Source organism: Prolixibacter bellariivorans ATCC BAA-1284, from assembly GCF_000621705.1.
Classification (GTDB): Bacteria; Bacteroidota; Bacteroidia; order Bacteroidales; family Prolixibacteraceae; genus Prolixibacter; species Prolixibacter bellariivorans.
In genome coordinates, this window is the sequence record NZ_JHXO01000001.1 from 313742 (window position 1) to 330083 (window position 16342).

Sequence of the window (16342 nt, forward strand, 5' to 3'; positions counted from 1 at the left end):
AAAGAGCGTTGAAACTGTTATTATTCCAGTCCCAACGCTCTTTTCTCTTAGCTATTCAGCATCAGGCCTCCTCAAACCGAATAATATTTTCGAGATAGCGGTTGTCATCTTCTTCACAAATCAACGGAACAAGTTCCGATAAATCGTTGCACCAGTTTTTCAATCTTTCGAGCTTGGCATTTAACCGCAGTAGCGATTTGGGGAAAACACCGCCTTCTGTCAGCATTTTCTCCTGGAGATCTTTCAGCTCGTTTATTTGTTGATAAAGCTGGTTAATTACTTCGTGTGTGTAACCAAATGGTTCGAGAGGTTTTCGCCACATTGGGTGTTCGAGCAAGGCCTCGTAGAATAGCGTCACAAAGTTTTGCCACCGGTCGATTCGTTCCGGAATCATCAAACCTAGGCGCAGTGCCTGCCAATTGGCCAAATCGCGACGGAAAATATATTGTGCAATTTTGCGGACCCGCCGAAAGTGGAGGTCCACAATTTCTTTTAATTCCAGATAGGTCCGGATAGTCTTATCTTTTGCCTCCGATTCACTCCTTTGTTGTTTCAAAAGCTCATCCACCTCTTCACATAAGGCTAACCCTTTTTGAAGGTGCGATTCATTGTAACCAAACGGAGCGAGGCGGTTGCGAATGCAGGTGACTTCATTGGCGTTTTTGATAATTTTCCGATATCCATCCAGAATGGCTTCGTAACGAATGTCAATTTGCTTGTAAATCATAAATTTCCTCCTGTCCTGTTGAGCCTTGAGAATATACAAAATCCAGCGACCAATGACAAGCTTACAGCATTCGGGGAGTATTAAAAATAATTGATAATGTAAAGTTTTCGGAAAAGAAAGAAGGGAAACAGACGAAGTATTTCCCTTTGATGTGGGCCCAGCTGGGCAAGTATCGAACTATTTATTAAATGCTCTCGAATCCGATAATATCAGATTTAATATTTCTTTTCAAGTGGTTGAATAAATCCTTAAAAAACCACTATAGTTTGTTTTAATCTAGAATATCGGAATGCTTTCTTTTTTTATAACTAAAAGAACTACTACATAACAGTATGTTCTGATGTGAAATAGTTATTTTTGCAATATGATTTAGCATATATGGCTTAAGTATTTGTACGATATTAAAGACATCGAAATTTCTTAACCCCATTATTCATTATCATGCATTTGTGGAGTTTGTGTTATGAGAATACTGTTGAGATATATCATTACTATTATATTGTCGACTGTAGTCATTGCCGTCAAGGCTGAATTGACCAATAACATATTCGACATTAGGCATATCGGCTATTCGGAAGGTCTCAGCAGTCAACGCGTCTTTTCGATTGTTGAAGATCAGAACAGCGCAATGTGGATTGCTACAAAAGCAGGAATAGATCGCTATAACGGCAATACCATAAAAAGCTATACGTTATCAGGCAACTTTTACTATGGCGACATGGGCGGGCGTACACTTCGTTTGCTGTACGACAAACATTACGGACTATGGGCATACGACAATACTGGGAGAATCTATCGTTATTCTATCCAAGATGACAGTTTCGAACAGTACATGTACCTGGCCCAATACATCAACGAAGAAATCATTTTAAACAAGTTGTGCCTGGATCAAAACGGAACATTATGGTTGGGGCTTAGCAAAGGGCTATATAAGAAAGAAGCTGATAAACCGATCACTCCGGTCATAAGCGGACAATATGTAAATGACATTATATCTACAGGCGAATCGCTTTTTGTTGGTACATCCACTGGGGTGTTACAGCTTTCGTACGCGCATTTAGACAAAGCGCATTGGCTGCTAAAAGGAAAAGATGTACAGACGCTATACCACAACGTAAACGGCCATGAACTTTGGATAGGTACTTTCAACAATGGCCTGTGGGTGATGAATCTAAACACTTCTGACCTGCTCCATCTGAAAGAACAAAGCTCCGGTTTTCTGAACCCGATAAGAGCGATTACGAGCTATGACACGAATACACTGCTGGTAGGAATAGACGGAGGAGGAGTGTACGCAGTTGACCGAGACTCGAAAAAGTGCCATCTGCTTATGAGTACAGAAGATAGTACCGATATTTTCTTACCAAGCAACGGGATCTATGCCGTCACCAAAGACAACCAGGGAAACATTTGGATAGGAAGTTACACCGGGGGTGTATCCGTTGCCATTCTCTTGAAATATCCGATTACGATATTAACGCATCAAAGGGGAAATCCGCAATCATTGGCAAATAACAATATCAATGATATCGAAGAGGATGCCAACAGAAATCTATGGTTTGCCACTGACTTCGGAATTAGCATCCGCAACAAATCTTCGCATCTGTGGAGTCAAGAGTTAAAGGGTGTCGTAGTAGTTGCCCTATGCAAAGGGGAGGATGGTTCAGTGTGGGCAGGAACTTACGGAGACGGCATCTACCTTCTGAACAGCCGGAAACAGGTCGTCCGTCATCTTACCAAACAGCAGGGAGGACTTACAACAAACTATGTTTTTGCGCTCAAACAAGATACAGACGGGAACTTATGGGTGGGTGGCCTGGATGGACAACTGCTGATGATGGATAAACAAGGACGCCCTGAACGAACATACGATATTAAGTGGATTCATTCCATAGAGGTGATAAATAATGACGAAATAGCCGTAGCCACGGTGAATGGGTTCTGCCTGGTGAATAAACGTACCGGAGAAATCCAACGCTATGCAACGTCTCAGGAATATCACGAACAAAATGTTAGTGCCTATATCATATCCATGCTTTTTAATGGTGACAGCACTGTATGGCTGGGGACAGAAGGGGGCGGGCTAAATCTGTATGATATGCGAACCCGGAAGTCGAGGATATTCACCATGCAGGACGGTCTTCCGTCTAACGACGTGTACAGCCTGCAACGAGATGCCAGAGGACGTCTGTGGGTAAGTACGGGAAAAGGACTTGCACTAATCGAGAACTTTCAGGTATCGAACCTCAATTATTTGGGTGACATCGACAAAGAATATAACAAATCTTCTTTTGCACGGCTGACAGACGGGAGATTTGCCTACGGCAGTACAAACGGCGCTGTCTTAGTCACGCCCGACGCGATAACCATGACAAACTATCAGGCTCAACTGAGATTTACCGGCTTGACAATAGATTATTTGACTGCTGATGAAGAAAAGCGTTTACGTCCTGCAATCTATGACATGCTGACTAAAGGCGTGGTTGAACTTGACTACAATCACAACTCATTCTCAGTCACCTTTGAGTCGATCAATTACCGCTTTCAGCGTGACATCGCATACCAGTATATTTTGGAAGGATACGATAAATCATGGAGTAGCCTATCGTCCAATGGTATGGTGAGGTACACCAATGTATCTCCGGGTTCTTATCTTCTCAAAGTACGCAGCTTGCGCCGGAATAATGGGAAAACGATATCCGAACGAACACTTGTTGTAAAAGTCGCTCAACCCTGGTGGAATTCGTGGTGGGCATGGATGGTTTACATTTGCGTCGCAGGTATTGTCTTGTCCTTTATTTGGCGTTATAAGAGCAATCAGCTTCAGAAACGGTACGATGAAGACAAAATAAGGTTCTTCATTGATACTGCACATGACATCAGGACACCTGTAACACTTGTTATGGCACCTTTGGACGACCTGTATAAGGAGAAGGGGCTCTCGGACAAAGCCCTTTACCTCCTGGAACTGGCCCACAGCAACACGAACAAGCTCTATAAACTCATCACTCAGCTACTCGAATTTGAAAAAGCAGACACCCATAAGCAACAGATTGTATTAACTCCATTAAATCTCAACGATATCCTTGCAGAAGAGATTGCCGGTTTCCAGCCAATGTGCGACAAGAAACAATTGCATTTAAGTCTTTCGTTGCCCGATGAAGACGTTTACATTCTGGCAGATTTGCATATTGTAGAGATACTGCTGGACAATCTCGTCTCCAATGCTATTAAGTATACGATGCCGCAGGGTGATGTCCGCATAAGTTTAAATTACACAAAACGAAAAGCCATTATAGAAATCAAAGACAGTGGCATTGGCATTCCCCAAAAGGCAAAGAAACACTTGTTTACGGATGTTTACAGAGCCGAAAATACGCAAAAATCGAACGAAGGCGGAACAGGTTTTGGACTCTTACAGGCACGCCGGATAATAAAAATACTACATGGAAAGATCACTTTTCAATCCGAAGAGAACAAAGGCAGCACCTTTACGGTAACACTGCCAAGAACGTATACGATTCCTACCTCCGTCTCTAAGGAAGCTGTTACCGCCAGAGAACGTATGTTCCCGAAAACGACAGATGCTGCAGAACAAAAAGCAAGCAAGACACGCCGCGTAAGCCGGCAAACAGGAAAAGATACATTGCTTATCGTGGAAGATCACGAAGCCCTCCGCTATTACCTGCGTAAAACTTTTGAGAACGACTACCGGGTGGTTGACGTTTCTGACGGGCAAGAAGCTCTCACATACCTCTCAAACGAATACCCAGACCTGATCCTATCCGACGTCATGATGCCGGGCATACAAGGAGATGAGCTTTGCAGGCTGGTCAAAGAAAATCCGGACACATCGGGCATACCTTTTATCCTGCTTACTGCAAAAGTTAGTCATGATGCTACTGTTGAAGGATTAAAGAAAGGCGCAGACGACTATATTCCCAAACCTTTCAGCACAGAGATTCTGAGACTGAAAGTACAGAGCCTGATTGCCAACAGAAACAGACAACGGGATTTCTTCATGCGGCAAGCTATTTTACAGGTTGAAGCAGAAAAAGGACGCCCGAATAATAATGAAAGCCACGAGATAATCACAAAAACTGACGACAATAAGACGGATGAAGCGGCTTCGGATATGCTATCGGAAAGTGATCGTCAGTTTATCATACGAGCGTCTCAACTTGTCATCGCGAACATGAGTAATATTGATTTCAACATCAATACCCTTTGTCAGGAAATGGCCATGAGCCGGACCCTTTTTTACAGCCGCCTAAAATCGCTGACAGGGAAAGGGCCACAAGAGTTTATACGTATCATCCGGCTTCAGAAAGCAGCCGAACTATTGAAAGACGGTAGAAGCGTGACAGAAGTTGCCGCAGACACCGGATTTGTAAATACAAAATACTTTAGTTCGTTGTTTAAGAAACAATTTGGCATACAACCCAGCAAATACAATCAATCCGATTCAGCTTCATAGCGAATTAAGGCTCTGGCCCTTTTTTGTCAGATTGATGACAACGTAACGTTATTGCCGCTTCTTAATTCACAAAAAATCCGATTTTACAGCTCCTTCTACAGGCAAAAAACGACTGAAAGCCCCCTTGCACAGGGTGTGATCGAAAAATTGTCTGGAATCAAACCTTATTTGTCAGCTATCAAACCATCGTTTTTACCTGCTATTCCCATTTTTACGCTGCTATTTTGAACAAAAGGAAAAAACGATCTTCCGAATGCGCTTCCGGGAGATGTTTAATTCCGGCCTAACTCAAAACAGCCAAAGAAACAAGTCTAATCCAAACAGTTGTAATATGAAAAAAACGGCAGTCTTACTGCTCTTGGTATGTTTGATGCAACAATCCTGCTCATCAAACGATGATGTGGGTACAAGAGAACAAGGGAATTTCTTTTTCAAAGACGATTTTGAATCTTTTGATGAGAATATCTGGACCAAAGAAGTGCATGAAGCCGGATGGGTAAACCAGGAACTGCAAGCTTACGATGCAGCGCATGTTTCCGTGGGTACCGACGAAGGTAAATCAGTGCTGATTTTAACAGCCGAGCGTAAAGGCAATAAAATCTACTCCGGACGTGTAAATACCAAGGGGAAAAAGAACTTCAAATATAAAAAGATAGAGGCAAGTATTAAGCTTCCCAAAACCGCTAACGGACTTTGGCCGGCTTTCTGGATGATGGGAGACAACGGAAAGTCATGGCCGCAATGCGGAGAAATAGATATTATGGAGATGGGCGAACGTAATGGAATTACCGAAGCTACAACCGAAACATTCCTGAACACAGCGATCCACTACGGAACTGATGCCGGCCCCGGACATCAGCAAGAATACCAGGCTGCAAACGTCTCCCACAGTTTACAGGACGGCCAATACCATGTCTATACCTTAGACTGGAACGAAGATCGCCTGACAGTATCGGTTGATAATATAAAATTTCATTCGTTCGACATTAGCGAAACCAGCGGACGCTCTGCGTATTTCCACGACAATTTCTTCATCTTATTTAATCTTGCCGTAGGTGGTTCTTTTACCGGCATCTCCGACATAAACGAAATTACGGCTTTAAAAGACGGTGAAAAGGTGAACATGTATATTGACTGGGTGAAAATCTATTAATCTTAACTATAAATCCTATGAAAATAAAAGCTAACAAATACATTTTGTTTTGCGGACTATTAGCTGTCTGCCTGTTTGGAAGCGTATTCCAAATGAAAGCGGCAGGATTAAATGATTCCGCTACAGAACAACAAGAACTCAAAGCTACAGGAGTGGTGAGGGATGCTCATGGCACCATCATTGGAGCAACTGTTGTTGAGAAAGGAAATCTCAGCAATGGGACGATAACCAATGAAGAAGGTAAGTTCAGCCTAAGTGTCCGTCCGGGAGCCACTCTTATCATTAGTTATATCGGTTATAAAAGCCAGGAAGTAGCGGTCGGTCAGGCTCCGCTGGATATTGTTTTAGAAGAAGACAGCAAAATGGTTGACGACGTGGTTGTTACTGCTCTGGGGATCAAAAGGGAACGCAAAGCACTGGGCTATAACGTGGCCGAAGTAAATGGCGACGCCTTTACAAAGGCCAAGGAAACCAATGTCATTAATTCAATGGCAGGTCGCGTGCCCGGGCTGATCGTGAGTCAAACCGCAGGCGGTCCATCTGGATCCACCCGTGTTCTCCTGCGCGGTAACACCGAAATGACCGGGAATAATCAGCCTTTGTATGTGATCGATGGCGTTCCCCTCGACAACACCAATTACGGCAGTGCCGGTACATCTGGTGGTTTCGACCTTGGCGATGGTATTTCAGGCATCAACCCCGATGATATCGAAAACATATCTGTACTTAAAGGTCCTGCTGCATCCGCTCTTTATGGCAGCCGTGCCAGCCATGGTGTCATCCTGATTACCACCAAAAAAGCCGAAGGCAAGAACAGTTTCGATGTCGAATACAACGGAACGATGACTTTTGATACGCAACTTGCCAAATGGAACGACATACAACAGGTCTATGGTATGGGCAGCAACGGAACCTATAGTATCGATGCTGTATCCAATACCAATAAAAGTTGGGGTGCGAAAGCTGATGGAAGCAACTCACTGAAATACTTTGACGGCGTAGAGCGGCCTTACCTCATTATTCCTAACAATACCTCGGGCTTTTTCCGTACAGGTTTTACAGCCACTAATAGTGCCATCATCAGCTCAACCAGTGGTAATAACGGCGTGCGCTTCACTTATACCGACATGCGCAACAAAGACATTGTTCCGAAAACCCATATGAGCCGTAACATCTTTAACCTGCGTGCGAATACTTCGCTGGACAAGGTGGATTTTGATTTCAATGTTAACTACACGCGAGAGGCCGTAAGAAATCGTCCCGCGCTAGGCGATAGCAAGTCGAACATTGGTAAAAACCTGATGACACTGGCCACCACCTATGACCAACGATGGCTAAAAACCTACCAGGATGAAAATGGCGAGTATGCCAACTGGAATGGCATGGATCCCTACAATGTGAATCCCTATTGGGATGTCTATAAAAATACCAACGACTCGAAGAAAGATCAATTTCGCTTCAGCGGAAAGGCTGCCTGGAATATCAATAAGCATATGAAGTTACAGGGAACAGCGGGCGCCGAACTCAACTGGTTTACTTTCGAAGACTATAAAGCCCCTACCACGCCAGGTTTTGAAGCAGGACGCCTTCAAAACAGTTCTTTTCAAAACCGGATGTATAATTTTGAGCTACTCGCCCTTTACAACAATAGCTGGGGAGATTTCGACCTTAATGGTACCCTCGGAGGTAATGTGTACAAGGTGGATAACAAAACCACTGTCACCACTGCTCAGGATATGCAAATTCGTGACGTAGTAGCATTGATGAGCTTTAATGAAATCAGCGTAGAGCCAAGTAGTTACCGCAAGCAAATCAACTCGGTCTATGGTGCTGCCAATCTGGGTTGGAAACACATGCTCTATTTGGATGCCACGCTGCGCGGCGACCAGTCATCGACCCTTCCTACCAGCAACAACATCTATGTCTATCCCTCTTTTTCAGGCAGCTTTGTGTTCTCCGAACTCGCTCAGTTAAAGAAAATCATGCCTTACGGAAAGCTCCGTATGTCGTGGGCCCAGGTAGGTAGCGATACTGACCCCTACCAGTTAGGGCTGGTATATACCAAGTCTAAATTTACTTATCCAGGCTACACCATCGGCTATATCAACAACAACACGATTCCAAACAAGGACTTAAAACCGACAAAAACAAACTCTTTTGAGATAGGTCTGGATACAAAGTTTCTAAATAATCGGGTTGGCGTTGATTTTACCTACTATACACAGACCAGCAAAAACCAGATTATGGGAATGGCCAATTCCTGGACATCAGGCTACAACTACCGACTGATCAATGCCGGCGAAATTGAGAATAAAGGTGTAGAAATAGCCCTCAATACACGTCCCATTGAAACCAAAGACTTCTCCTGGGATTTAAATCTGAACTTCGCGAAGAATAGCAACAAAGTAAAAAGGCTCGTCGACAATATGGATATGTTTGAATTGGAAAAAGCTCCTTGGCTCGATGTTCAGGTGGCTGCCAAGGTCGGCGAGGATTTTGGTTCGATTGTAGGACCTGACTTTAAATACAATGACAATGGAGATATACTCATCGATCCGCAGACTGGATTGCCTCAATATGACAAGAGCAATCATGTGCTGGGGAATGCATCTTGGGACTGGACCGGAGGTGCAACTACGACCTTGACTTACAAAAGGCTGTCGCTGTCTGCCGTCTTTGATGTAAAAGTGGGAGCAGACCTCTACTCCATGTCTGCCCGTGCGTCTTATGAATCGGGCAAGAGCAAAAAAACACTTGCCGGACGTGAAGGATGGTACCAATCCGAAGAACAACGTCAGGCTGCCGGCATCGCCAAAGGCTCTTCCGATTGGACTCCAACTGGAGGGTTTATCGCTCCCGGCGTAATTGACAATGGCGACGGCACTTATCGTCCCAATGACATTTATATCAACCCCGAGGATTACTGGATGAGTGTAAGCCGCAATGCGCCGTCAATGTTTGTTTTTGACAACTCGTATGTGAAATTACGCGAATTAACGCTGAGTTATAGTGTTCCAAAATACTTGTTGAGAAATGTTGTAAAAAGTCTCAATCTCTCATTTGTTGCACGTAACCCATTTATCATATGGAAAAACATTCCGAACATCGATCCGGATTCCAATTACAACAACACGACTGGTATGGGCTTAGAGTATGGCTCATTACCATCGCGTAGAAACTATGGGTTCAATGTAAATGTTAAATTCTAAATGAATTTAAAGTTTAATTCATTCACAAAGAATATAATACAATGAAATACAATCTATCCTATATTGTTATAATGTTGGTGACCTCTGTGCTGTTCTTTACTGCTTGCAGTGATAAGTACATGGAAGACATGAACACCGACCCCTCGAAGGCTGCCTCTATTGACCCCAATGCCCAACTTACTACTGCACAGTTGCAAACTTATGGCGACTTGGGTATGGTCGAGATCTATCGCAACTATCTCTACGCATTCAATCAACAGCTAATGGGATGTTGGAATACCACAAATTATGGAGGACGTCACACACAAGATAATAGTGAGATGAGCCGTATCTGGACATCGTTTTATCCAATGGCCATCAAAAACATCACGGATGCGGAATACCAGACTGCTAACGATTCCCTAAAGGTGAATATTAATTCAGCCTTGCGTATATACAGAGTCTATCTCATGTCTATTATCACGGACATTTATGGTGATGCACCTTACAGCGAAGCTGGCAAGGGTTTTCTCGAAGGAAAGTTCAATCCCCGTTATGATACGCAGGAAGAAATATACAATGATTTCTTTCTGGAGTTAAGTACTGCTGTTGCAAACTTTGACGCCAGCAAAGACAGAATTACGGGTGACGTTATTTATAAAGGAGACATCGCAAAATGGAAGAAACTGGGCAATTCTCTTCGTCTGCGCTTTGCTATGCGAATCTCCGATGTCGCACCGCAAAAAGCTCAGGAAGAGTTTGAAAAAGCACTGCAAGCTGATGGCGGAATCCTGGAGAACGCCAGCGACGATGCACTTATCAAATACATGGATATTTCGTTCAGCTTTGGACAGGAAGCTTATTCCGATTATCGGGGTAATGCCTTATCGCAGTTACTCTTCGGTAATGACCCTGCCAATAATCCCAGCTATCTCTGTTCTACCTTGTACAATGAACTTTATAACACGGGTGACCCCCGTACTTTCAGAATCGCTCGCTTCTATTACGATGGGCTTATGAGTGCCACAAGTCCTGACAACCGTATTGACTTAACTGACGAGATAATCGCCAAAGGTATCCAAACTAACCCCCGTGATCCGGGAGCTTTCTCCTGGGAACCGTGGCCTACTGGTTACGACAGCGATATATTGAAGGAACTTGCCAAGACCAATCCTTCAATCAACCCCAGTGTAGCTCGCGAAACCGAACCCAAACTGGCCAATAATTTTCTCAAAGGTGATAATCCCGGGGTCGTGATAACTTCGGCAGAGGTGAAATTTCTGTTAGCGGAAGCCAAATTAAAAGGATGGAATGTTGGGGATGCCTCTGTTAATGACCTGTATATTCAAGGAGTACGGGCATCTATGGATTTTCTGACCGATAATTATAATTGTGAGGCTGTATCCGACGACGAATTCAATACGTTCATTCCGAATATCAGCATAGGATACACCGACGAGCAGAAAAAGAAAGCGATTAACACACAAGCGTGGATTCTCCATCTCACCAACCCGGCCGAGTGCTGGGCCAACGTTCGCCGCTCAGGCTATCCCGCGCTTAAATCTCCTGCTGATTACGGCTTCGGCCAGTTCCTCACCGGAGGTACTGAAATCCCGGTACGCCTTTGCTATCCGGTACTCGAATCGTCATACAACAAAGCAAATTATGATGACGCATTGAACCGAATGGGTGGTAATGATAGCTGGCACACACGCGTATGGTGGAATAAATAATTACGGAATAAGAATAAAGAAGTAAATAGAAGAAATATGAAAACGATATATTTTATACTACTTGCTGTACTTGTTGCGAGTTTTACGTTCACAGCGTGCAACAACGAAGATCCGTTCTCAACAGCTACCGCCGGTGACTACCCGCGGATACTCGACCCCGTTTTCCCGGATCGCGTAAACGGAGAACTGCCTGTCATCGCCAATATAAGCAGGGATGCCAACCTCACAATGGAACTGACAGTCACTCCGGCCGATTATACCACTATTTCATGGCAGATCGACGGAACTGAAGTACAAACCGGAACGATGCTTGATATCAGTCTCAAAGCAGGTACATACAATTTTAAAGTAACCGTTTCAACTGAAGCCGGTAAATCGACCTATCGCGAGGGTATTGTACAAATAAATCCGTTACCGGATGACCCTTGGGCAACAGAAATAGGCTTCGAGCGTATCATTGCGCCGGGTATAAATGCTCGACTTTATGGCAATAATCTCAGCAACGTAAAGAGCATTATCATCGATGGAACAACCATCACCAATATCGTTTACGTCGATTCAGAAGACAATGCCTATATCGAATATGAAGTTCCTGCCGACCTGGCCGAAGGTGAGCATCGCGTAATACTGGTAGACAATGACAATAACGAGTATGGTGGCAACGTCGTCAAAGTCACACACACGGCGCTTATCACTGCAGGAGCCGACCGGACCAATGCGAATAGAGAATGGGTAATGACCGGTATCAATCTCGACCAGATTGCTTCACTGACATTCGCAGGACAAACTATCACCGAGTTCACACGGCAATCGCCCACGGAAATCGCACTTACCTGTCCCCAATTGGAAGACGGGGAATATAAACTGACAGGTAGTACAAAAAGCGGAACAGACTTACAGTTCTATCGTGATAAGGACGTCTTTACCGAACAGACAGTCACTGTCTCTTCAACCACAGTGCTCTGGCAAGGACACCATTACGTATCGTGGGATCTTCCGGACGATAGTCCGAACAAAACTTTTAACTTGATTGGCAGCGATGTGTTTGCCACGTTAAAAGCCGGTGCAGTCCTGAGTATTCACTATTCAGTAGCCCCCGAAGACGATTATCATCAGTTACGGACCACTACCGGCTGGTGGAATGATTTACCAGGCACTTCTGTAATCGAATTCTCGGAAGACGGTGTGAAGGAGGTACAGCTAACACAAGAGGTCCTAAATAAAATTCAGGATGAAGCCGGATTTCTTTGTGTAGGGCATGGCTACTATGTGGATATGGTAACCGTACAGTAATAAGCGCCAGGAAGACTTAATCATTGGATTATAACACTGAAGAGAGTACTACTAATTTTATCATCGAATATTAAGGCTGCCTGCGTAATGCAGGCAGCCTTTCCTTCAATTGCGAAAGAGCCTCAGATAGAGCAGTAGGAATCTGTCAAACTTGTTGTAGCTGACCTGAAAATAAACAAGGCACTTCCATCGCTGAAAGTGCCTTGTTTATTAATAGTGGGCCCAGCTGGGCTTGAACCAGCGACCTAATGATTATGAGTCATCCGCTCTAACCAACTGAGCTATGGGCCCGGAAATTCATTTAGAATTTCGGAATGCAATTTTAAGGATTTGTCCCGTATTTCACAAGCATTTTGTTTGTTTTTAGATTAACGCGATGGCTTTCGTTAAAAGGCTTGTAACATTTTGGACGTTCTGATTGAATACCTTCAGAATTTCTTCCCACGAAACGGGTGTTTCATCCGTTTTCCAACTGTCGTAATCAGTAGCCATGGCGACGGTGGCATAGGGTATGCCTAATTCATTGGCCAGAATGACTTCCGGCGCTATGGACATGTTGATAATATCCGCTCCCCAGATTTGAAACATTTTGGATTCAGCACGTGTCGAAAAACGGGGTCCCTCAATGGTTATCACCGTCCCTCCGTCATGTGCTTTGATATCAAGTTTTCCGGCGCTTTGCAACAAGCGGGCGCGTAAATCTTCGTCAAAAGGATCGGCCATTGGCGTATGTTTCATTTTGCCAGGTTTGAATTTCTCGAAGAACGTGACCGGACGTCTCCGGGTAAAATCGATGAACTGATTAGGCACCACCAACTCGCCTCTTTTTATCTCTTCTCTCAAACTGCCACAGGCGGTGGTTGATAAAATGTGTGTGCAGCCCAGTTCCTTAATGGCCCATATATTAGCCCGGTTATTCACCTGGGTCGGAGGGATGGTGTGTTCGCGCCCGTGTCGTGACAGGATAACCACATCCACTCCGTTTATTTTTCCGGTGAGAAAATCAGAGCTGGGTTCACCGTAAGGAGTTTCCACATCAATTCGTTTCGAGTCTTCCAAAATATCAGGATTTTCGAGTCCTGAACCACCAATTATGGCAATGTACTTCATCTGTTTGCTTCCGTTTTTTTATTTCTGTTTTATAAAGTTATTCAAGAGTAAGGAGAATTCCACAAGCCTCCTCCAGCGATTTTCCAAATGCCAGCATTCCTTCCCGGTGCCCACCCATGATGAGAATTCCTTTTTCCCGGTTCTCCGGAACAGCTAGAAGCCTTGAGATTTCCATTGCCATTTCGGGTGTTCCGTAAGCTGTCGTTTCAGCTGTTGTCGGCAGCACATTTTTCCATTTCTCCCATCGCTTAATATCATGTACATGAACCACCGCATTCACTTCCCGCAAGGTCTGGTAAACGATGGCATGTGATAGCGACTCGCTGGAAGCCCTGACTTGTCCGGTGCACCAGACTTCATTGGTATCAATTCGAAACGAATCGACCCGGGCGTAATGTTCCATAGTGGTTTCTACCAATTGGCCGGTAGCCGAACCTGTAACGATGAATTGATTATCCTTGTTTAGCCGGACGGAAATATTGCCAAAGCCAATCCCATCGGGATAAATGCCAATTAGCTGTTGCTGATAAAGTTTGCTTCGCCAATGGTTTAGTTGCTCTATTGCCTTCGGCGGAAAATTCACTGTTTGCTGATTCCAGTGACAGTTGAATTTGATATATCCCTCTTCCTGTGACATTTATTTTTGAAATAAAGAAGATATGCTTTCGCGGTTGGCTTCGCAAATGCCCCTTTCGGTGATGAGGCCGGTAACCAGTCGGGCCGGCGTAACATCGAAGCCGTAATTGGCTACCGGACTACCTTCCGGCATGATGCGAACAGTATGAACTTCTCCTTCCGGCGAAATGCCTTCCATTTCATTCACTTCGCTTGCTCCTCGTTGTTCGATGGGAATTTCCTGAACGCCGTCATTCAGATTGAAGTCGAACGTGCTGGAAGGTAGCGCCACGTAAAATGGAATTTGATTGTCTTTCGCCGCCAACGCTTTCAGGTAGGTTCCGATTTTGTTGGCCACATCGCCGGTAGCTGTTGTTCGGTCGCTACCCACAATACAAATGTCGACCATCCCGTGTTGCATGAGGTGGCCTCCGGTATTGTCCGGAATGACCGTATGCGGAACACCTTCCTGTTCCAGTTCCCAGGCGGTGAGCCTTGCTCCCTGGTTACGCGGCCGGGTTTCGTCGACCCAAACATGTACCGGGATGCCTTTCAGGAAGGCTTTGTAAATAGGAGCGGTGGCCGTTCCCCAATCAATGCAGGCCAGCCAGCCGGCGTTGCAGTGTGTGAGAATGTTCACCGGAGCGCCGTTTTTCTTTTTACTGATGGCTTCGATAAGCTCGCAACCGTATTCACCGATTTGCTCCGACCACGAAATTTCGCGGTTCTTCAGCTCTGTTGCTTTTTCCAGTGCGAGCTTTACCACTGTTTCCTTATCGGCATAATCGCTTAATGCATCGACCATTTCGTCAATCAAAATGGCTAGATTGACAGCTGTTGGCCGGGCTGTTTTCAGAAAGGACGCTTTTTCGTTGAGGTATTCCTGCAAGGAATTTTTTTCATCGAAGTGCAAAAGTGCCAGGTATATTCCAAAGGCACCGGTCACACCAATTAGAGGCGCTCCGCGGACCGTCATGTTCCGGATCGCTTCGAAGGCATCGCTCTCGTTTTTTAAATGTACCGTCTCAAAGGAAAAGGGCAAACGCCGTTGATCGATGACATCGACAATGGTTGCATCGTTTTCGTTTACCCAAATGGTATGATAATGTTGATCGTTAACTCTCACTGGTGCAGGTTTTGCTTTTTTTAAAGAGAAATTTCTCCGGATAAAAGTAAGAAGGCTTTGTGAAAGCACCACGGAACTTCGTCATATTCCTGAAAAAGGGATTCTGTGAGAGCAAAAAAAACGCCCCGGATTCAACGGAGCGTTTTTGAACTGGTTAATTGATATTTTGTGTTTACTGTGCAGGTTCAGGTTCCGGTACGCCTTCTGTTTCGTTCAGTACGGCTTGGTAAAGGCTCGCGAATGAGGCATTTACCCAGATTCTTGCGGGAATAATTCCGACAACGAGCATGATTAGGCCGGCAAGGAAAATGAAGATGGAGACAATCGCCATCCAGAAAATCCGCCATCCGTGTCCACGGGTCATCCGCCAACTTTCTTCCACGGCTGAAATCGGATCGAGGTGTTTGTCCATCACCAGGTACGATACGAATACCAATCGGCAGGCGAAAATGATTCCCGGAAGAATAATAGCTACAAATCCAAGTCCGACAATAGCTACCGTTAAAAGATTTGCCAGAATGATGTTCAGGTAATTTTTAAAACCAACAAGAAAAGTTTCTACTTCAATTTTTTCACCCCTAACTGCCTGAATGAACATCAAGTCGGCCGCATATTTAATAATTGGAAGAAACAGGAAATAGTAGGCCAGCCCGAAAATACTCGTGAGAAAAATAGCCCATCCCATGTTCCCGTCATGTTGCATTATTTTCATTGGAAATTCCAAAATGGACACAACCATTACCACCAGGAAAAGGTGGAGAAAATAGGTCTTCATGATCTCCCAGCCGAAGCCAAAGGCTTTTCCGGAACCGGGTTTCAGTTGTTTGTAATCAATGACTTTCATGGCGTATATTTTTTTCGTTTGTTTGACATATATTTTGATGTAAAGCTATGCATCCCTTTATTTACAGGCTAACTAC

General features: G+C 44.5%; 10 protein-coding genes and 1 tRNA gene. 5 read left to right on the plus strand and 6 right to left on the minus strand.

The features are described from left to right. Window positions 1-61: 61 nt before the first annotated feature. Window positions 62-727, minus strand: a complete 666-nt coding sequence (locus T426_RS0101385) for a PQLLE family protein (protein WP_025862746.1) — start codon at window positions 725-727, stop codon at window positions 62-64. A 463-nt stretch (window positions 728-1190) separates the two neighbouring features. Here T426_RS0101385 and T426_RS0101390 point away from each other — a divergent pair, with 463 nt between their 5' ends. The 5 genes from T426_RS0101390 (at window position 1191) to T426_RS0101410 (ending at window position 12571) form a co-directional block, all read left to right on the plus strand. Continuing rightward, entirely contained in the window at window positions 1191-5204 is a 4014-nt protein-coding gene (locus T426_RS0101390; protein ID WP_036985335.1) for a hybrid sensor histidine kinase/response regulator transcription factor, read from the plus strand. Between the two features lie 331 nt (window positions 5205-5535). Next, window positions 5536-6357, plus strand: coding sequence for a glycoside hydrolase family 16 protein (locus tag T426_RS0101395; RefSeq protein WP_025862748.1), 822 nt, complete (start codon window positions 5536-5538; stop codon window positions 6355-6357). A gap of 17 nt (window positions 6358-6374) precedes the next feature. Beyond that, window positions 6375-9566 (plus strand): SusC/RagA family TonB-linked outer membrane protein, encoded by a 3192-nt coding sequence (locus T426_RS0101400; protein ID WP_027585173.1) that lies wholly within the window; start codon window positions 6375-6377, stop codon window positions 9564-9566. Between the two features lie 41 nt (window positions 9567-9607). After that, window positions 9608-11278, plus strand: coding sequence for a SusD/RagB family nutrient-binding outer membrane lipoprotein (locus T426_RS0101405; protein WP_025862749.1), 1671 nt, complete (start codon window positions 9608-9610; stop codon window positions 11276-11278). Window positions 11279-11314: 36 nt separating this feature from the next. Next, a complete protein-coding gene (locus T426_RS0101410; RefSeq protein WP_025862750.1) occupies window positions 11315-12571 on the plus strand; it encodes a hypothetical protein in 1257 nt (418 codons plus the stop codon). A gap of 217 nt (window positions 12572-12788) precedes the next feature. On the opposite strand, the gene T426_RS0101415 is transcribed toward T426_RS0101410, so the two are convergent. From T426_RS0101415 to T426_RS0101435, 5 genes are all read right to left on the minus strand, one after another. After that, window positions 12789-12862, minus strand: a tRNA-Ile gene (locus T426_RS0101415). 72 nt (window positions 12863-12934) lie between these two features. Continuing rightward, window positions 12935-13681 (minus strand): S-methyl-5'-thioadenosine phosphorylase, encoded by a 747-nt coding sequence (mtnP, locus tag T426_RS0101420; RefSeq protein WP_025862751.1) that lies wholly within the window; start codon window positions 13679-13681, stop codon window positions 12935-12937. 37 nt (window positions 13682-13718) lie between these two features. Then, window positions 13719-14318 (minus strand): class II aldolase/adducin family protein, encoded by a 600-nt coding sequence (locus T426_RS0101425; RefSeq protein ID WP_025862752.1) that lies wholly within the window; start codon window positions 14316-14318, stop codon window positions 13719-13721. After that, window positions 14319-15422: an S-methyl-5-thioribose-1-phosphate isomerase gene (mtnA, locus tag T426_RS0101430; RefSeq protein WP_025862753.1), complete on the minus strand. Its 1104-nt coding sequence runs from the start codon at window positions 15420-15422 to the stop codon at window positions 14319-14321. A gap of 172 nt (window positions 15423-15594) precedes the next feature. Next, window positions 15595-16266 carry a DUF7847 domain-containing protein gene (locus tag T426_RS0101435; RefSeq protein ID WP_025862755.1) on the minus strand — a complete coding sequence of 224 codons (672 nt, stop codon included), beginning with the start codon at window positions 16264-16266 and terminating at the stop codon, window positions 15595-15597. Window positions 16267-16342: the final 76 nt, after the last annotated feature.